Below are 19018 nucleotides of genomic sequence, written 5' to 3'. Positions count from 1 at the left end.
AACGACGATTAAGTATACTCGATACAACTGATAAAAAGCGATAAATGTCAGACCTGCTAGTTATAGATAGCAAAACGGGCGGTAAACCGCCCGTTAAATTATTCAGCTTCACATTTATTCGGCTGAATCTGTATCAGCATCCGCACTATTCTCTATACTATCTTCATCAGAGGTTTCATCCTCTTCCGTTTCAGCGACACGTTGTAAACCAACAACTTTTTCATCTTCAGCTGTTCTAATCAGAGTGACACCCTGAGTATTACGGCCGACAACACTCACTTCTGAGACGCGTGTACGCACTAAAGTTCCGGCATCGGTAATCATCATAATTTGGTCGGTTTCATCCACTTGGATAGCCCCGATCACATTACCGTTACGTTCACTCACTTTAATGGAGATAACACCTTGAGTGGCACGAGATTTCGTTGGGTATTCTTGCTCAGCCGTACGTTTACCATAGCCATTTTCAGTCACCGTTAAAATATGACCTTCACCGCGTGGAATAATCAATGAAACCACTTTATCTTCATCCACTAAACGGATACCACGAACACCTGTTGCGGTACGCCCCATTGGACGAACAGCATCTTCAGCGAAACGAACGACTTTACCTTGCGCCGAGAACAGCATCACTTCATTTGAACCATTGGTTAAATCAACACCAATCAGCTCATCACCGTCATTGAGGTTAACCGCAATAATACCGGCACTTCTTGGGCGGCTGAAGTCTTGCAGAGGGGTTTTCTTCACCGTACCGCTAGCGGTTGCCATGAAGACATAATACCCTTCTTCGTATTCGCGAACTGGCAAGATCGCTGTAATACGCTCATCCTGCTCGAGTGGCAGCAGATTAACGATTGGACGACCACGAGCCCCACGACTTGCTTCAGGTAATTGATAAACCTTCATCCAATATAGGCGACCACGGCTGGAGAAACACAAAATCGTATCATGGGTGTTAGCCACCAGCAGACGTTCAATAAAGTCTTCTTCTTTAATACGTGCCGCAGATTTACCTTTACCACCACGACGTTGTGCTTCGTAATCAGACAATGGCTGATACTTAACATAACCTTGGTGAGATAAGGTAACGACCACATCTTCTTCACTGATTAAATCTTCAATATTGATATCAGCAGAGTTTTCAGTGATTTCTGTTCGACGAGCATCGTTATAGATTTCGCGAATAGCTTCTAATTCTTCGCGAATGACCTCCATTAAACGCTCAGGACTACGTAGAATATACAGTAATGCTTCAATTTGTTTCAGAAGATCACGATACTCTTCCAGCAGTTTTTCATGCTCAAGGCCAGTCAGTTTTTGCAGACGCAAATCCAAGATAGCCTGAGCTTGTTGTTCTGTCAGGTAGTACTTACCATCATGAACACCAAATTGCTCTTCTAACCATTCAGGACGTGCAGCGTCATCGCCAGCGCGTTCTAACATGGCAGCGACATTACCCAGATCCCAAGGGCGTGCAACTAAGCCTGCTTTCGCTTCAGCAGGCGTTGGTGCCTGACGAATGAGTTCGATAATAGGGTCAATATTCGCTAATGCTACGGCTAATGCTTCAAGGATATGAGCGCGTTCACGTGCTTTGCGTAATTCAAAGATAGTACGGCGTGTCACCACTTCACGACGATGGCGAACAAACGCGGCAATAATATCTTTTAAGTTAAGGATCTTCGGTTGGCCTTGATGCAAAGCAACCATGTTGATCCCAAAAGAGACTTGAAGTTGTGTGAGTGAATAGAGATTATTAAGCACAACCTCACCAACCGCATCACGTTTAACTTCAATCACAATACGCATGCCGTCTTTATCCGACTCATCACGTAATGCACTGATCCCTTCGACGCGTTTTTCTTTAACGAGCTCAGCAATTTTCTCGATAAGACGTGCTTTATTTACCTGATAAGGAATTTCGCTAACAATAATGGTTTCACGACCATTTTTCTCATCGACTTCAACTTCTGCACGGGCACGGATATAGACTTTGCCGCGGCCAGTGCGGTAAGCATCAATAATTCCACGACGGCCATTAATGATGGCAGCGGTCGGGAAATCAGGCCCAGGAATATGCTCCATTAAGCCTTCAATGCTGATATCTTCATCATCTATATAAGCAAGACAACCACTAATGACTTCCCCTAAGTTGTGTGGAGGAATATTGGTTGCCATCCCTACAGCAATACCCGACGAGCCATTAACCAATAGGTTAGGTATTTTTGTCGGCATTACTTCTGGGATTTGCTCTGTACCATCATAGTTTGGGACGAAATCAACGGTTTCTTTTTCAAGATCCGCTAACATTTCATGGGCAATTTTCGCCATACGGATTTCCGTATAACGCATTGCAGCTGCGGAGTCTCCGTCAACTGAACCAAAGTTCCCCTGACCATCTACCAGCATATAACGCATAGAGAAAGGCTGCGCAAGACGAACAATCGTCTCATAAACAGCGATATCACCATGTGGATGGTATTTACCGATAACGTCCCCGACTATACGGGCAGATTTTTTATAGGGTTTATTCCAATCATTTCCCAATACATTCATCGCAAACAGTACTCTGCGGTGTACTGGCTTCAGTCCATCTCGAACATCTGGAAGTGCGCGGCCGACAATAACGGACATCGCATAATCCAAATACGAACTTTTTAGTTCTTCTTCGATATTGACCGGTGTGATTTCTCTGGCAATGTCGCTCATGGAACCACTGTCCCTCATAACTTCGGATTCAAAGGTTTAGAACTATACCACAATTCGCCAATTTAATAAAAAAAATGAGAAGTGAGTATTTGTCTTTCAAGCTATGTATAATAGCGGAAAAATGTCTTTATGTGTCCGGATACTTTGAGTTTATTGCGTAAGAGCAACAAAAATGTTTCATAGTCACCATAAATTCACGTATTACGGCTCGGACACCTATTTCGTAACAGGAGCTCCACTCATGAATGATACTTCAACTTCAGCGTATCAAAATGTCGATAAGCAGGAAATTGAGAAATTTGAAGCGATCGCCTCTCGCTGGTGGGATCTAGAAGGTGAATTTGCCCCACTTCACCGCATTAATCCTCTGCGCCTCGGCTATATCATGCAACGCATCGATGGTTTATTTGGTAAAAAAGTCTTGGATGTTGGTTGTGGCGGTGGGATCTTATCAGAAAGTATGGCACGAGAAGGAGCCGAAGTGACAGGCCTTGATATGGGAGCAGAACCCTTGATGGTCGCACGCTTGCACTCATTAGAATCAGGTATCCCTGTTGAATATGTGCAAGAAACCGTTGAACAGCATGCTGACAAGTATCCACACGCTTATGACGTGGTGACCTGTATGGAGATGTTAGAGCATGTCCCTGATCCTCAATCCGTAGTGCGTGCATGCGCTAAATTAGTGAAACCGGGTGGACATGTTATTTTTTCGACCATTAATCGTAATAAAAAAGCATGGTTGATGGCGGTGATCGGGGCCGAATATGTGATGAAAATGGTACCTAAAGGAACTCACGATGCGAAAAAATTCATTCGCCCTTCTGAGCTGATAGGCTGGATCGATGAAACCCAATTAAAAGACAAACATATCATTGGGTTACATTATAATCCCTTGAAGGATAAATTTTACTTAGGCCCTAACGTTGACGTCAATTATATGCTCCATACTGTAAGCGAATAAATAGCAAGCGTTACGTTTAAGAAAGCAGCAAACGATCTCATTTTACAAAATTAATTTTTATCACCATGTGGCGAGTTTCGATTAATAGAATTCCTTTTATATTGCAGCTTACCGACATGGTGATCATTTTTATCCCTAAAGTTATCCACAGAAGACTCAGATTTGTGCACTTGCTAAAGCTGCACATTAACATTATCTTGTTATAGTAAAATCAACAAACCACTACATATAGTATGTAATTTAAATCTAACACTACAAGTCTCATGGAGTTAATCTATGAGCTTTTTTATGTTAGCGATATGCTATTTTGTAGGTCAACCAAGGTGTACTTGCTCATGAACCAGAGTCTGTTAGTCACAAAACGTGATGGACATAAAGAACGCATTGATCTCGATAAAATCCACAAAGTGATAACTTGGGCTGCGGAAGGCCTAAATAATGTCTCAGTTTCTCAGGTGGAGTTACGTTCACAGATTCAGTTTTATGATGGGATCAGAACCTCTGATATCCACGAAACCATGATCAAAGCAGCGGCTGACCTGATTACAGGTGATACCCCTGACTATCAGTATCTTGCAGCGCGTCTTGCGATATTTCACCTACGTAAAAAAGCGTATGGTCAATTTGAGCCACCAGCGCTGTATAAGCACGTCCAACGCCTAGTCGAAATGGGTAAATATGATAAGCATTTGCTGGAAGACTACTCACAAGAAGAGTTCGAGCAAATGGACAGTTTCATTGACCATTGGCGTGATATGAATTTCTCCTACGCTGCGGTGAAGCAACTTGAAGGTAAGTATTTAGTGCAAAACCGCGTTACGGGTGAGATTTATGAAAGTGCTCAGTTCCTGTATATTTTAGTTGCTGCTTGCTTGTTCTCTCATTATCCGAAAGAGACGCGTCTTGACTATATCCGTCGCTTTTATGATGCCGCATCGACATTTAAAATTTCGCTACCAACGCCAATTATGGCGGGGGTTCGTACACCAACCCGTCAATTCAGCTCTTGTGTGTTGATCGAATGTGGCGATAGCTTAGATTCTATCAATGCGACATCCAGTGCAATTGTTAAGTATGTTTCTCAACGTGCGGGTATCGGTGTGAATGCAGGCCGCATTCGTGCATTAGGCAGCCCAATTCGTAGCGGCGAAGCCTTCCATACAGGCTGTATTCCGTTTTATAAGCACTTCCAAACTGCGGTAAAATCTTGTTCGCAAGGTGGTGTTCGTGGTGGTGCAGCGACACTCTTCTACCCACTATGGCATTTAGAAGTAGAAAGCTTATTAGTGCTGAAAAACAACCGTGGTGTTGAAGGTAACCGTGTTCGTCATATGGACTATGGTGTTCAAATCAATAAGTTGATGTATGAGCGCTTAATCAAAAACCAAGATATTACCCTGTTTAGCCCATCCGATGTGCCAGGCTTATATGATGCCTTCTTTGCTGATCAAGAAGAGTTTGAACGCCTGTATACCACTTATGAGCAAGACGATAATATCCGTAAGTCTAGTGTTAAAGCGGTTGATCTGTTCTCGTTAATGATGCAAGAACGTGCTTCAACAGGCCGTATCTATATTCAAAACGTTGACCACTGTAACACTCACAGCCCATTCGACCCACAGATTGCGCCAGTGCGTCAGTCAAACCTATGTTTAGAGATTGCACTACCAACGAAGCCATTGAATAACATCAATGATGAAGAAGGTGAAATTGCACTCTGTACGCTATCTGCCTTTAACTTAGGTGCAATTGAAAGTCTTGATGAGTTGGAAGAACTTGCGGTGCTCGCTGTACGTGCGCTAGATGCCCTGCTCGATTATCAAGATTACCCCATCATTGCAGCTCAGAAAGGCGCCATGGGCCGTCGTACTTTAGGTATCGGTGTCATTAACTATGCTTACTACTTGGCGAAACACGGTGTCCGTTATTCTGATGGTAGTGCCAATAATTTGACCCATAAAACGTTTGAAGCGATCCAATACTATCTATTGAAAGCCTCTAACGAATTAGCAAAAGAACAAGGCGCATGTCCTTGGTTCAATGAAACAACCTATTCGCAAGGTATTCTACCTATTGATACCTATAAGAAAGAGTTGGATAAGTTAACCAATGAGCCGCTGCATTATGATTGGGAAGCGCTACGCAAAGATATTCAACAATATGGTTTGCGTAACTCAACCTTGTCTGCTTTGATGCCGTCAGAAACATCATCACAGATTTCTAACGCAACTAATGGTATTGAGCCACCTCGTGGTTATATCAGTATTAAAGCATCGAAAGACGGTATTTTACGTCAAGTTGTTCCTGATTATGAAAATCTAAAAGGCGCGTATGAGCTGTTATGGCAAATGCCTTCAAACAGCGGTTATCTACAATTAGTCGGTATTATGCAGAAGTTTATTGATCAATCGATCTCTGCAAACACCAACTATGACCCTACACGCTTTGCAACTGGCAAAGTACCAATGAATCAATTGCTAAAAGATTTATTGCTCGCCTATAAGTTTGGTGTGAAAACACTTTACTACCATAACACTCGCGATGGCGCGGAAGATGTTCAAGGTGATCTGGAAGAAGTTGTTGAGTCAGCGGATTCAGATTGTGAAGGCGGCGCGTGTAAAATTTAATAGGAATTGTTATGTCACATACTTACACCATCTTCTCACAAAAGAGAAATGACCAACTGTTGGAGCCGATGTTTTTCGGCCAACCGGTTAACGTTGCTCGTTATGACCAACAAAAATACCCGATTTTCGAAAAGTTAATCGAAAAGCAATTGTCATTTTTCTGGCGTCCAGAAGAAGTTGACGTTTCTCGTGATCGCATTGACTATAATGCATTGCCTGACCATGAGAAGCACATCTTTATCAGTAACCTGAAATACCAAACGCTACTTGATTCTATTCAAGGTCGTAGCCCTAACGTGGCATTATTGCCACTCATTTCAATCCCTGAGCTGGAAACTTGGGTTGAAACTTGGTCATTCTCAGAAACAATTCACTCACGTTCTTATACGCATATTATTCGTAATATCGTCAATGACCCAGCGATTATCTTTGATGATATCGTTGAAAATGAGGAAATCCTCAAACGTGCGCGTGATATCTCTGCTTATTATGACACCTTGATTGAGATGACGAACTATTATCATATGTTCGGTGAAGGGACTCATACCTGTAACGGCAAACAAATCACAGTGTCACTGCGTGCCCTAAAGAAACAACTGTATTTGTGTCTGATGAGTGTTAATGCGTTAGAAGCTATCCGTTTCTATGTTAGCTTTGCATGCTCGTTTGCTTTTGCAGAACGCGAACTAATGGAAGGCAATGCTAAAATCATTAAACTGATCGCTCGTGATGAAGCGCTACATTTAACAGGCACTCAGCATATGCTGAATCTGTTACGTTCAGGTCAAGATGACCCTGAAATGGCTGAAATTGCAGCAGAGTGCGAAGACGAGTGTTATAAACTGTTTGTGGATGCGGCAGAGCAAGAGAAAGAGTGGGCAGAATATCTCTTCAGTGAAGGCTCAATGATTGGCTTGAACAAAGATATTTTGTGTCAATACGTTGAGTATATTACTAATATTCGTATGCAAGCTGTTGGGTTAAAACTGCCATTCGAGACTCGCTCAAACCCAATACCTTGGATCAACGCATGGCTGGTCTCTGATAACGTGCAAGTCGCCCCACAAGAAGTTGAAGTCAGTTCCTATCTGGTCGGTCAGATTGACTCTGAAGTCAATACTGATGACTTGAGTGATTTCGAACTCTAATCATGGCAAGCCATAAAGTCACCCTGCGCTTATCGCAGGGTGTACAAGTCCCCTATCACACCGAAGTCCATGCTAGCTTACTTGATGCTCTTGAAGATAGCCGCATTCCTGTGGAGTATCAGTGTCGAGAAGGTTACTGTGGTTCGTGCCGAGTGATGCTGCTGAAAGGAAAAGTCGGTTATAAACAAAAACCACTTGCCTTTGTTCAAGAAGGTGAAATTTTGCCTTGTTGCTGTCACCCCCTTTCTGATATCGAAATCGGCTAACAATAGCAGCGATAACGCTAACACAATGTCATCGCTGCTAATGACTTAACCTGCTCAGTTGTTATAAATAGCCATATAATCCAGCAAATACCCAACCGAATACACAGGACACACCAACCCCAATCAAACCCGGCAAGATAAAGCTGTGATTAATGACAAATTTACCTATTCGTGTTGTACCTGAACGGTCAAATTGGATAGCGGCTAAGTCACTGGGGTAAGTTGGCAGTATGTAGTAGCCGTAACAAGCAGGCGCTGATGCAATAATATACGCAGGGTCAACACCAATGCCTAACGCAATCGGAACGACAGCAGCCAATGCAGCCGCTTGTGAATTCACAAATTTAGAAACCAATAATAGGATCACCGCATAAGCCCAAGGGTAATCTTTTACCAATGCCCCTAAAGTCCCTTTGATCTGATCCATGTGGGCACCAAACATGGTTTCAGCCATCCAAGCAATCCCATAGACCGCCACAATCGCAATCATCCCAGAACGGAAGACTTCATTTTTCGAAATTTGCCCTGGGTTAGTTTTACAAATAATGATGATCAGAGCACCCGCCAATAACATAAACATCTGGATTACAAGCACCATCGATAATGGCTTACCATTCACCAGAGGTCTTAACTCAGAGAATGCGCCCAACACAGCCACCACCGCTATGGATGCTAAGAAGATCCACATTGCTACCCAATTAATTTTTGGCAATTTTTTATCGAGCAGTGTGGCACTATCGCCATATACATACTCATAGTTTTCATGCACTGAAATAAATTTTTGAAACTCTGGGTCCTTATCGAGATCCTTCCCTCTAAACCAGCTAAAAATACCGATTGCCAATATACCAATCAGAGTCGATGGGATAGTGATGGCTAATAAGTCTAAAAACTCAAGAGATTGACCATTAATGGTGATGCCATTCAGCATTGCGACGAGCGATACCACTGCAACAGAAACGGGGCTAGCAATGATCCCCATTTGTGCACCAATACTACTTGCTGCCATTGGTCTTTCAGGACGAATATTATTTTTAATCGCGGCATCATAGATAATTGGCAGGATGGTATACACCACATGCCCTGTACCACACAAAATGGTTAAAATGCAGGTGACAAAAGGTGCCACAATAGAGATGTATTTTGGGTTTTTACGTAGTAGCCGTTCTGCAATTTGTAGCATGACATCCAAACCGCCTGATGCTTGTAACGTCGCTGATGCTGCAACAACAGCGATGATGACAAGCATGACATCAACAGGCGGTTTTCCTGGAGGTAAGCCAAAGCCGAAAACCAGTATCACAAGACCGACACCGCCTAACAGCCCTAATGCCATTCCTCCTTTTCTCGCGCCATAAAACAAGCAGACGAGAATAATGGCGAGTTGTATCAAAAAGTCCATAAGTTCATCCTTTTCATTAATGTATCCTTACATTATCCGGATGAAAGATTGACAGATTTTTGATTTATATTAATGAGTGAAAAAATTTAATATTATTTTTCCACACTATTTTCCTGCCTTGTCACAAAATTAATTTTAATTTATTGAGACACTGTCCCGTTAAATCAAAAACCACATTAAAATCAATTCATTAATTAACACCATTAACATAGTTAACCACATAAATTCACTTTTGATAGTTAATATTCATAACTGAAATTAATTAACAATCAAAATTTATTCGCTGTTATTTTCAGCAGTCATAATAAAAAAAACCGATCGCTGTAAAATTATATTTACACTCATTGTAATTTAGATTTGACAGATAAATCATGATCGCATAACCTGCACAACTTATTAATCTACGACTTTTAATCAGAGGAATTTGTGAAAAATCGTACGCTAGGTAGCGTTTTAATCGTTGCAGGAACAACAATCGGTGCAGGGATGCTGGCTATGCCACTTGCCGCAGCAGGTGTCGGTTTCACAGGTATCATATGCCTACTTATCGGTCTCTGGATGTTAATGAGTTATACCTCATTACTTCTCGTGGAAGTCTATCAATATAATCCACCCGATATGGGTTTAGGTTCAGTCGCTAAAAAGTATCTCGGTCCCGTAGGGCAGATTGTGACTGGGTTAAGTATGTTATTATTAATGTACGCTCTTACCACAGCCTATATTGGCGGTGCTGGCGTACTGATCTCTGATAGCTTACTGTCTTGGTGGGGATTACATCTCTCAACAAAATCCGCAATTATTTTATTTACACTCATCGGCGGCGCCGTGGTATGTATCGGTACCCATTCCGTCGACTTTATTAATCGTCTCTTATTTACAGCTAAAATTATCTTTTTAGTGATTATGTTGGCGGTAATGTTACCCCATGTCGAAAGCGTCAATTTAACCAATATGCCTGTCGAGAAAGGCTTACTGCTTGCGGCCGTTCCGGTTATCTTTACCTCATTTGGTTTCCATGGCAGCGTTCCAAGCTTAGTGAACTATATGAATGGTGATGTCCGTAAACTGCGTATTATTTTTATTACAGGTAGTGCAATCCCTCTCGTCGCTTATATCTTATGGCAAATCGCTACGTTAGGTTCCATTCCAGCCAATACCTTTTTAGGCATTTTAGCGCAAGAAGCTGGGTTAAATGGCTTACTGACGGCTATTCGTGATGTTGTCGCAACTCCACGGGTTAATATTGCGGTAAGTTTATTTATGGATCTTGCTCTAGCGACTTCATTTTTAGGGGTGGCTCTTGGGTTATTTGATTACCTTGCGGATCTCTTTAAACGCAGTAATCGTCTATTTGGGCGTCTACAGACAGGCGTATTAACCTTTTTACCGCCTCTACTTTCTGCCTTGTTTTTCAGTAGTTTTGTGCAAGCCTTAACCTATGCGGCAGTGGCGTTGTCTGTATTGGCGCTTATCATTCCTGCTTTACTGACTCTACGTGTCAGAGCGATTGAAAAGCCTACCACTAATCAAGCCCACTACCAAGTGAAAGGTGGCTCTGTTGTGTTGGGTATTGTGCTACTTTGTGGTGTCGCTGTTATTGCGATTCAATTCGCTATTGTTGCAGGATTCTTACCTAATGTCGGGTAATTTTGAGCCTGCACTAGCCAACAAAAAACCCGTACCATGTACGGGTTTTCTCTATTTAGCTCAATAAAGTGCTAACTCATTAGAAGCTTAAACCTGCTCCAACATACCAACCATCCGCAATTTTGTTGCTTGGATTGTTATGATTGCCTTTAATGTCAATGATACGATAGCCCGCATCAATTGATAATGGTTTAAACACAGTATAAGTCGCCCCTACTTTCGCTTCAGTATAAGCATCACTACCTGAAGTCAGTGACGCTGGCGCACCGTAAGCTTCACCATAAATGTTCAGTGACGGCATAACTTGCCAACCTAACCCTGCACCCGCGGCAAGAGCCATACCATCTTTGTTGTCTTCAGGTGAAAGATATAATGCTTTACCACCAACATAGGCTGAAAACGGCCCTAAAGGCAAACCAAAGGTTGCGCCTAAGCTCCCCATTTGGCCATCATGGTCACTACGCGCCCATGAGCCATCAAATGCAAGCCCTGAACCTTTAGTTCCGATCCCAGCACTTAATTCAGTGTAATGCTCACCAGCACTCGCATTGACAGATATCGCTTGAGCAGTGCCCACAAACATAAGTGATGATGCCGCTGCGGCGACAAAGAATAATCCTTTACGCATATTATTGCCCCAATAAATAGAAATTATGCGTTAATATTACAATATATAAATCCTATTCTCAGTAGTTATTACTGTTTTTTACTTTTCATGCCACCAAGGCGACTTTTCTACAACATAGGCGGGTGTTTCTATTTATTTTTAATCAGTTATCACAGCAATCGGTACCATGTATTAGTTATTATCCAACCAATCAACTATAATCGAATGATAATACGGAATTATCTGCACTTACCGTTTATTTTGATGCATATTAAATGCATTTTATAGTTTTATTGTCTGTAAATTACTGGAGTATTGTGATGAAAAAGAAAGGTCTCACTACCGCATCTGGCGCCCCTGTTGTGGATAATAATAACGTAATGACAGCTGGCCCACGTGGTCCAATGCTATTACAAGATGTGTGGTTTTTAGAAAAACTCGCTCACTTTGACCGTGAAGTCATTCCTGAGCGTCGTATGCACGCTAAAGGTTCAGGTGCATTTGGTACTTTTACGGTTACCCATGATATTACTCGCTATACCCGAGCAAAAATATTTTCTTCTGTAGGCAAAAAAACGGATATGTTTGCTCGCTTCTCAACGGTAGCCGGTGAGCGTGGTGCCGCAGATGCAGAACGTGATATCCGTGGCTTTGCATTAAAATTCTATACAGAAGAAGGAAACTGGGATTTAGTTGGTAACAACACCCCAGTATTCTATCTTCGTGACCCACTGAAATTCCCTGACTTAAACCACGTCGTTAAACGCTGCCCTTATAGCAATATGCGCTCAATGGCCTATAAATGGGATTTCTTCTCTCACTTACCTGAATCACTCCACCAATTGACCATTGACGTCAGTGACCGAGGCATTCCACGTAGCTATCGTCACATGCACGGTTTTGGTAGTCATACCTATAGCTTTATCAATGACAAAAATGAACGCTTTTGGGTTAAGTTCCATTTCCGTTGCCAGCAAGGCATTGAAAATTTGATGGACGATGAAGCAGAAGCGATTATTGGTAAAGATCGTGAAAGCTCTCAGCGTGACCTATTTGATGCAATCAATAAAGGTGACTATCCGCGTTGGGCGCTACAGATCCAAGTCATGCCTGAAAATGAAGCGTCAAAAGTGCCTTATAACCCATTTGACCTCACTAAAGTATGGCCACATAAAGATTACCCATTGATTGATGTTGGTTATTTTGAGCTAAACCGTAACCCTGCTAACTATTTTTCAGATGTTGAACAAGCCGCATTCAACCCAGCCAACATTGTGCCTGGCATCGGATTTTCTCCTGATAAAATGTTACAAGGACGCTTATTCTCTTATGGGGATACTCAACGTTATCGCTTAGGTGTGAACCACTATCAAATCCCAGTTAACTCACCGCGTTGCCCATTCCATAACTACCATCGTGATGGGGCAATGCGCGTTGACGGTAACAGTGGTAACGGCGTAACTTATGAGCCGAACAGTGCAGGTATGTTCCAAGAACAACCTAATTTCAGTGAGCCTCCATTAACCCTTGAAGGTGCAGCTGATCATTGGAACCATCGTGAAGATGAGGATTATTTCAGCCAGCCCCGTGCATTATACGAGCTGTTGGATGATGCAGAGCATCAACGCATGTTCCAACGTATTGCTGGTGAATTGATTGAAGCCTCTGAAGAAACCCAGAAACGTCAAATCGACCTCTTTAAGCAGGTACATCCTGAGTATGGCGCGGGTGTCGAAAAAGCACTGAATAACCTTAAATAATTTGGTTATCTAATCGAAAAATCAGGCTTTATTGCTAGAGCCTGATTTTTTTATTACAGACGCCAATGAAGCTGATTGACTCTCCATAACAATCGGTTGTTATTAAGAGGAGAATATTTGTTGGTGTACCCAACTTTTTACCTGCTGACGAGAGACTTTAATACCGGTATTTTTTAATTCGGCGTCTAAAGGATAAAAGTGCACAGGATATTGGTATGGAGCCAGTTTATCTTTTAACCAATCAGCAATACCCGCTAATACGCTTTTGTCGATTAACTCAATGACGGCAACAGGCCTTTGACCAAACTCCGCATCATCAATAGGAATAATAAAACTCTGGCTAACTGCGGGGTGGCTATTGATAATGCTTTCAATGTCTTCAGGTTGTACGCATTCACCACCACTAATAAACAAATTATCCAAGCGCCCAATCACATGGTATTCTCCATCGATATATGCACCTTTATCATTGGTTTTAAACCAACCATCTTGGGTTTTTAACGGTTTGATTTCCCCATCAAACCAATACCCCATGGCTTGACTCTGTGATTGGATTTGTATTTCACTATCCATCAAGCGAACCTGTTTACCTATCAGGGGCAATCCTACGCCCTTTTTGCCATCAGCGCGTTTTGCACAAACGGTTGAAGCCATTTCGGTCATGCCATAACCACTCCAGCACTCAATACCTTGGCTTGATGCCAAATTGGTTAGTGAGGTGGGTATTGTCGCCCCGCCAAGTAATACTTGCCGTAGCGTTAATGGCGGATTTTCCTCCTGATTGAGAAGTCGCCACAGTTGTGTTGGTACCAATGAAGCATGGGTAATACCTTGCAACGCTTGTGTTAATGGAGAAGATTTAATCGCTAATCTCGCCCCTCTTCCTAACCATCGCCACAATATTCCTTGCCCTGAAACATGAAATAACGGTAAAGAAAGTAACCAGCAGTCACTCTGTTGATAGTCCATCGCCTGTAATACGCCATTAGCACTATCAAGATGAGCAAACATGGAATGAACCGCGGCCTTCGGTAACCCCGTAGAGCCGGATGTCAGAATTAAGGTTGCAGGTTGCCGAGTTAATTCACAAAAGCATGGCAGATCATAGTGTGTTAATTTTTGAGAAACAGTGAGATCAGGCGGCAGCGTTAAAGTCGAATAATGAAATGCATTTAGCAGGCCATCTGCAAAATCAATCACAAAATCAATATTCAGATGCGGTAGCAATTCTTCAAGCAATAAGATGGGCAGGCGAGGATTGAGCGGCAAAACTTTCGCCCCACAGCGCAAAATAGCGAGTTGACTTAATAACAATTCAACACTGTTTTTGCCCCGTAAAATGACCGTTTGGCCTTTTTTGAGTCCTTGTTTATCAAAATGATAAGCAAGATTTATGACGTTTAAATTCAATTGTTGCCAAGTCAGTGAAGCAACATCGGTTATCAACGCAATTGCATCAGGTTGATGGCTGGCCCAGTGTTGCCAAGGCCAGTCTTTAAACGGTGTTAACTCTGCCATTCGATAATAAGTTCATCTAGTTGCATAACAGGCAGCGTGCTATTTGGCCAAGTACGTATAAGTTGAGACTGGATAAGATCTAACGTATCGAGCCCAGGTATCGTATTCGGTGTTAGTTGATGAGCAATTCGTGCCAACTGGGTTAACCCAAAACTGGTCTCAATTGATGAACTGATCACCGCTTGCAAACCATGGTGATGAGCTTCTTGAACCAGCTGCCGACAATAGGCAAGGCTTCCCGTTAACGTCGGTTTGATCACAATCGCTGCTACGCCCGGTTGCGCTTCGACTTTAAAACCTTCTTCGCGAACGCTCTCATCCCATGCGATCGCAATACCGGTATCCGCGGCATATTGCAGTGATTCTTCACGGGTTTTGCACGGTTCTTCGAGAAAAGCGATTCGATCACGATAGTCTGGGTTCACATATTTGGCAAAGCCATCGGCTTTCGCTCGCGTCCAACTACGGTTAGCATCAAGGCGTAACGTTAAGTCAGGTACAGCTTCCAGCAACAAATTAGCGACCATGCCATCACGTACCGCTTCATACAATCCAACTTTAACCTTGGCGATTTTTTCACCTTCCATAGCATCAAGGCGTAAGATTAAATCGTCCGGATCGCCACTACATAATGGTGCTTTTCGATAATCAGCTTGTTCAGGCAATTCACCTGATAATTCCGCCAATGCACAGCTACAACCGAAAGCAACTGAGGGTAATGCACTATCCGCCAATGGCTGACCGCTGACCCATTCAGTCAGTCTCTGCTTGGCTTCCTCAGTCGCTTCTAGCAATGTTTCTTGACTAAATTCGGGGAGAGGAGAAATTTCTCCCCATCCTTCGTTATCCCCATCTTGTAAGCGAACCAGCAATCCATCACGAGTTTTCAGACGTTGGTAACGCAGGATAACGCCTGCCTCCATCGGCAGGCTAAATGTATAAAGTGTTGCTTTACGCATTACGGATTACGCTTATATTTAGAAAAGTCTGGCGCACGTTTTTCATTAAATGCGTTACGCCCTTCTTGGCCTTCCTCTGTCATATAGAACAACATAGTTGCATTACCGGCCAATTCTTGCAGCCCTGCTTGACCATCACAGTCTGCATTCAGTGCCGCTTTCAAACAACGCAGTGCCATTGGGCTATTTTCAAGCATTTCACGGCACCAACGGACTGTTTCTTTTTCGAGATCAGCGTAAGGCACTACGGTATTCACTAACCCCATATCCAAGGCTTCTTTTGCATCGTATTGACGGCACAGGAACCAAATTTCACGTGCTTTCTTTTGTCCAACAATACGCGCCATATAAGATGCACCCCAACCCCCATCGAACGACCCCACTTTAGGCCCAGTCTGACCAAAGATCGCATTATCGGCTGCTATTGTGAGGTCACACATCATATGCAAGACGTGACCGCCACCAATAGCAAAGCCTGCTACCATCGCAACCACGGGTTTCGGACATGTACGAATTTGGCGCTGGAAATCTAGAACATTCAGGTGATGAGTGCCACTCTCGTCACGATATCCGCCGTAATCACCGCGAATTTTTTGGTCACCGCCTGCACAGAATGCTTTTTCCCCTTCACCCGTTAGAATAATGGTACCAACTTTATCGTCATAACGCGCATCAGATAAGGCTTGGATCATTTCTTTAACGGTTTGTGGACGAAACGCGTTACGCACCTGTGGACGATTAATCGTAATTTTTGCAATCCCTTCCGGTGACTTGTGATAAAAAATATCATCAAACCCTTCAGAGCAATCTTGCCATTCGATTGGGGCATAGAGTTTTTCTTCGTTAGGATAAATCATTATCAAGTTCCTTTAACCACAGATGATAGAAAATACTGAAGTGCAGTGGCATAGCCATTCGGGTTTTCCCGATGCGCATTATGCCCTGCATTCTTAATTAGCGTAATCGGCAAAGCATATTGTTGCGAAACGCCTCGAAATTTTTGGTCTTGTTCACCACAAAAATAGCGAAATGGAAGTGTTAACTGTTGCAGTTTATCGGCTAAAAATGGTTGTTTAGACAATGACGTGCCTTCTAGCATATCGGCAATACGACGGGGATCATTGGCTTGTCGTAATAAAATTAATTGCTGACGTTGGCTATCGCTTAAACTAGCAAATACAGGTTGTTGATACCAATCGTACAATACGCTTTCGATTGGCTCATGGCGAAACCGTTGCGCCCAAGAGTGGTCATTCAGGTAACGGGCATCACGTTCTGATTGTGTCTTCAGGCCAACACTTCCCCCTTCAACAACTAAGCCACATAAACCTGTAGGCTGACGGTAACATGCCGTGTGCATAGCCAGCCGCGCCCCTAAAGAATAACCAATGAGGTAATAATTTTCGATACCATGGTATTGCAGGAGCTGGATGAGGTATTCATCAAAATCAGCAAAACTTGAGCAAGTTATCTCCTGAGATCGCCCATGTCCAGGTAAGTCGATACATAATGATGGCAAATGTGGATACAGTTTAATAATCGGTAGCCACTCATCCGCGCAACCCAGTAATCCATGTAACCACACTAGCCAAGGCCCTGTTTGGTTCTCATTGTAACGATATGCCGCTAACATCAAAGATTACCGACTTCATCGAGTAATTGTTTTAATGTACGAGCGCCCTCGTCACTATCAACAATCAATTCGATTAACAAACAACCTTGTTGGTTAAACCAAAATTGTTCAACCAAGGTTTTGAGTGATAACCAGTCTTTAGGCGCCGCATACTGTAACCCAAACATCAAGGCCGCATGCTCAAAATTCACATTCTGCGGCATGCAGTAATAAGGTTCCCTCGCCTCTTCTGGTGTAGGTAACATCGAAAAAATTTGTCCGCCATTGTTATTCACCACGATCAAAATAGTCGGTGCTGAAGGCGCACGTAAGAGGGCAAGACTATTGAGGTCATAGAGGGCGGAAAGATCACCGACAATCCCTAATGTAGGTTTTATTGTGGCGCGTTGCACACCAGCCATGGTGGATATCAATCCATCAATACCACTTGCCCCACGATTACTATACACAGGGTAACCTTCAGGCAGCTGTGCCAAAGCATCAACCAACCGTACGATCAGGCTATTACCAACAAATAATTGTCCTTTAGGGGGTAACAGTTGAGGTAATTGATGAGCGACCGCCGCCTCAGAAAACTGGTTGTGTAACTTCGCGGTGACATGCTGTTGAGTGCGTTTTGTCAAAGCCCATAGCTTTTCACACCATGGGCTTCTAGGCTGGGCGGGATGAGCATCCAACCAACCTTTAATTGAACAAGTCAATTTGCGTCCATAATGGTTTGCTGGGTCAAGGCGTCCTGGGATCATATCAATAATCCAGTACTCTTGTGGTTGGCATTGTGCTTGCCACTGTAATAACCGTTTGCCAGTTAAACTCGAACCAAATTGTATCACTAACTCAGCCTCATCGAGCCACGCTTTAGCTTGCGGATGGGCGAGCCATAAATCAGCACAAGGATGAATTTGCCCTGTTTGTGATAAAACATCACTAATCAATGGCCAACCTAATGTTTTCGCCCAATTCGCGACATGCTCACCCTCTTGGGCGTTCATTCGCCCCGCAATCACAACCCCTTTTTTTTGTCGCCAAAAATACCAATCCGCAATATGCGCTACTGTATTCGTTAAGAGTTCGCTTAACCAAGGTAACTGAGAGTTCCACCAATTACCGAGCTGCTGCTGCCAGTCATAATCGCCTTCCGTCTCGCCATATAAAGGCTCCGCAAACGGACAGTTAATATGGAAAGCGCCATGACGCAATTGATTCATACCATTATCAATGGCGCTTACCAGCCATTTGGGTGAAATATCACGGGTTGGTCGTGGCAACATCAAGCTTTGAGCTGGGTGCGATGCAAAAATATGCGTCTGGCGAATCGCTTGATTAGCACCACAATCGATTAACTCAGGCGGCCTATCCGCCGTCAAAAAAATGACTTTCTCTCCCGTCAAGCCTGCTTCAATTAATGATGGATAGAGATTTGCCACCGCCGTGCCCGATGTCACAATGACGCCTACAGGTTCAAGACTTGCCTTCGCTAACCCTAACGCTAAGTGTCCTAGACCTCTTTCATCAAAATGTGTATGGCAATGCAACTTATTATTCTTTGCCGCGGCAAGAGTTAAAGGTGTGGAACGCGAACCAGGCGCAATACAAATATGTTTCATGCCATGACGAGTGAGCGCTTCGATAATAATCTCAGCCCAACGCAGATTAAAAACAGAATTCGACATAATGAGCTCAATAAGTTATTTATTATCAGTTAGTGTAATGCGCTTAATATAAATTTCTTGATCTTAGAACAATTTTTAATGAACTAATTGAAACCAAAAGAA

General features: G+C 43.1%; 14 protein-coding genes. 6 read left to right on the top strand and 8 right to left on the bottom strand.

The features are described 5' to 3' along the window. Positions 1–114 precede the first annotated feature (114 nt). Positions 115–2712, bottom strand: a complete 2598-nt coding sequence (gene gyrA / locus ACWPW6_RS07930; protein ID WP_163861152.1) for a DNA topoisomerase (ATP-hydrolyzing) subunit A — start codon at positions 2710–2712, stop codon at positions 115–117. Positions 2713–2953: 241 nt separating this feature from the next. Here gyrA and ubiG point away from each other — a divergent pair, with 241 nt between their 5' ends. The 4 genes from ubiG (at position 2954) to yfaE (ending at position 7717) form a co-directional block, all read left to right on the top strand. Continuing rightward, entirely contained in the window at positions 2954–3676 is a 723-nt protein-coding gene (gene ubiG / locus ACWPW6_RS07925; RefSeq protein ID WP_247047129.1) for a bifunctional 2-polyprenyl-6-hydroxyphenol methylase/3-demethylubiquinol 3-O-methyltransferase UbiG, read from the top strand. Positions 3677–4011: 335 nt separating this feature from the next. Then, positions 4012–6303, top strand: coding sequence for a class 1a ribonucleoside-diphosphate reductase subunit alpha (gene nrdA / locus ACWPW6_RS07920; protein WP_154624740.1), 2292 nt, complete (start codon positions 4012–4014; stop codon positions 6301–6303). Positions 6304–6314: 11 nt separating this feature from the next. Then, positions 6315–7451: a class Ia ribonucleoside-diphosphate reductase subunit beta gene (nrdB, locus tag ACWPW6_RS07915; RefSeq protein ID WP_154624739.1), complete on the top strand. Its 1137-nt coding sequence runs from the start codon at positions 6315–6317 to the stop codon at positions 7449–7451. Between the two features lie 2 nt (positions 7452–7453). Next, positions 7454–7717: a class I ribonucleotide reductase maintenance protein YfaE gene (gene yfaE, locus ACWPW6_RS07910; protein WP_154624738.1), complete on the top strand. Its 264-nt coding sequence runs from the start codon at positions 7454–7456 to the stop codon at positions 7715–7717. Between the two features lie 61 nt (positions 7718–7778). Here the strand turns inward: yfaE and ACWPW6_RS07905 are convergent, their stop codons facing one another. Further along, positions 7779–9119 carry an anaerobic C4-dicarboxylate transporter gene (locus ACWPW6_RS07905; protein WP_163861148.1) on the bottom strand — a complete coding sequence of 447 codons (1341 nt, stop codon included), beginning with the start codon at positions 9117–9119 and terminating at the stop codon, positions 7779–7781. Positions 9120–9605: 486 nt separating this feature from the next. On the opposite strand from ACWPW6_RS07905, the gene tyrP reads away from it, so the two are divergent. Further along, positions 9606–10766, top strand: coding sequence for a tyrosine transporter TyrP (tyrP, locus tag ACWPW6_RS07900; RefSeq protein ID WP_281506360.1), 1161 nt, complete (start codon positions 9606–9608; stop codon positions 10764–10766). Between the two features lie 79 nt (positions 10767–10845). Here the strand turns inward: tyrP and ACWPW6_RS07895 are convergent, their stop codons facing one another. Then, a complete protein-coding gene (locus ACWPW6_RS07895) occupies positions 10846–11394 on the bottom strand; it encodes a YfaZ family outer membrane protein (protein ID WP_154622143.1) in 549 nt (182 codons plus the stop codon). A 299-nt stretch (positions 11395–11693) separates the two neighbouring features. Here ACWPW6_RS07895 and ACWPW6_RS07890 point away from each other — a divergent pair, with 299 nt between their 5' ends. Beyond that, positions 11694–13133 (top strand): catalase, encoded by a 1440-nt coding sequence (locus ACWPW6_RS07890; protein WP_154622142.1) that lies wholly within the window; start codon positions 11694–11696, stop codon positions 13131–13133. Positions 13134–13235: 102 nt separating this feature from the next. Here the strand turns inward: ACWPW6_RS07890 and menE are convergent, their stop codons facing one another. Genes menE through menD form a run of 5 tightly spaced genes read right to left on the bottom strand, consistent with a single transcriptional unit; the run spans position 13236 to position 18916 of the window. Continuing rightward, positions 13236–14651: an o-succinylbenzoate--CoA ligase gene (menE, locus tag ACWPW6_RS07885; protein ID WP_154622141.1), complete on the bottom strand. Its 1416-nt coding sequence runs from the start codon at positions 14649–14651 to the stop codon at positions 13236–13238. After that, positions 14639–15610 carry an o-succinylbenzoate synthase gene (menC, locus tag ACWPW6_RS07880; RefSeq protein ID WP_154622140.1) on the bottom strand — a complete coding sequence of 324 codons (972 nt, stop codon included), beginning with the start codon at positions 15608–15610 and terminating at the stop codon, positions 14639–14641. Before menC ends, menE begins: the two co-directional genes overlap by 13 nt. Further along, the gene (menB, locus tag ACWPW6_RS07875; RefSeq protein WP_154622139.1) at positions 15610–16467 is read right to left on the bottom strand and encodes a 1,4-dihydroxy-2-naphthoyl-CoA synthase; all 858 of its coding nucleotides are present in this window, start codon (positions 16465–16467) and stop codon (positions 15610–15612) included. Before menB ends, menC begins: the two co-directional genes overlap by 1 nt. Before the next feature lie 2 nt (positions 16468–16469). Next, positions 16470–17243 carry a 2-succinyl-6-hydroxy-2,4-cyclohexadiene-1-carboxylate synthase gene (gene menH, locus ACWPW6_RS07870; protein WP_250000349.1) on the bottom strand — a complete coding sequence of 258 codons (774 nt, stop codon included), beginning with the start codon at positions 17241–17243 and terminating at the stop codon, positions 16470–16472. Then, positions 17243–18916: a 2-succinyl-5-enolpyruvyl-6-hydroxy-3-cyclohexene-1-carboxylic-acid synthase gene (menD, locus tag ACWPW6_RS07865; RefSeq protein ID WP_250000348.1), complete on the bottom strand. Its 1674-nt coding sequence runs from the start codon at positions 18914–18916 to the stop codon at positions 17243–17245. The genes menH and menD overlap by 1 nt, the downstream gene beginning before the upstream one ends. Between the last annotated feature and the right edge of the window lie 102 nt (positions 18917–19018).

The sequence above is a fragment of the Providencia sp. Marseille-Q8014 genome (assembly GCF_965112055.1).
Note: the sequence above shows the minus strand (reverse complement) of the source record. Positions and strands in the feature narration are given on the sequence as shown.

What these genes read in the sequence shown, in the direction of transcription:
- ACWPW6_RS07905 (WP_163861148.1), bottom strand. Translation starts at nt 9,119, where the DNA reads ATGGACTTTTTGATACAACTCGCCATTATTCTCGTCTGCTTGTTTTAT.
- yfaE (WP_154624738.1), top strand. Translation starts at nt 7,454, where the DNA reads ATGGCAAGCCATAAAGTCACCCTGCGCTTATCGCAGGGTGTACAAGTC.
- ACWPW6_RS07895 (WP_154622143.1), bottom strand. Translation starts at nt 11,394, where the DNA reads ATGCGTAAAGGATTATTCTTTGTCGCCGCAGCGGCATCATCACTTATG.
- gyrA (WP_163861152.1), bottom strand. Translation starts at nt 2,712, where the DNA reads ATGAGCGACATTGCCAGAGAAATCACACCGGTCAATATCGAAGAAGAA.
- menE (WP_154622141.1), bottom strand. Translation starts at nt 14,651, where the DNA reads ATGGCAGAGTTAACACCGTTTAAAGACTGGCCTTGGCAACACTGGGCC.
- menD (WP_250000348.1), bottom strand. Translation starts at nt 18,916, where the DNA reads ATGTCGAATTCTGTTTTTAATCTGCGTTGGGCTGAGATTATTATCGAA.
- tyrP (WP_281506360.1), top strand. Translation starts at nt 9,606, where the DNA reads ATGCTGGCTATGCCACTTGCCGCAGCAGGTGTCGGTTTCACAGGTATC.
- ACWPW6_RS07890 (WP_154622142.1), top strand. Translation starts at nt 11,694, where the DNA reads ATGAAAAAGAAAGGTCTCACTACCGCATCTGGCGCCCCTGTTGTGGAT.
- ubiG (WP_247047129.1), top strand. Translation starts at nt 2,954, where the DNA reads ATGAATGATACTTCAACTTCAGCGTATCAAAATGTCGATAAGCAGGAA.
- menH (WP_250000349.1), bottom strand. Translation starts at nt 17,243, where the DNA reads ATGTTAGCGGCATATCGTTACAATGAGAACCAAACAGGGCCTTGGCTA.
- menB (WP_154622139.1), bottom strand. Translation starts at nt 16,467, where the DNA reads ATGATTTATCCTAACGAAGAAAAACTCTATGCCCCAATCGAATGGCAA.
- nrdB (WP_154624739.1), top strand. Translation starts at nt 6,315, where the DNA reads ATGTCACATACTTACACCATCTTCTCACAAAAGAGAAATGACCAACTG.
- menC (WP_154622140.1), bottom strand. Translation starts at nt 15,610, where the DNA reads ATGCGTAAAGCAACACTTTATACATTTAGCCTGCCGATGGAGGCAGGC.
- nrdA (WP_154624740.1), top strand. Translation starts at nt 4,012, where the DNA reads ATGAACCAGAGTCTGTTAGTCACAAAACGTGATGGACATAAAGAACGC.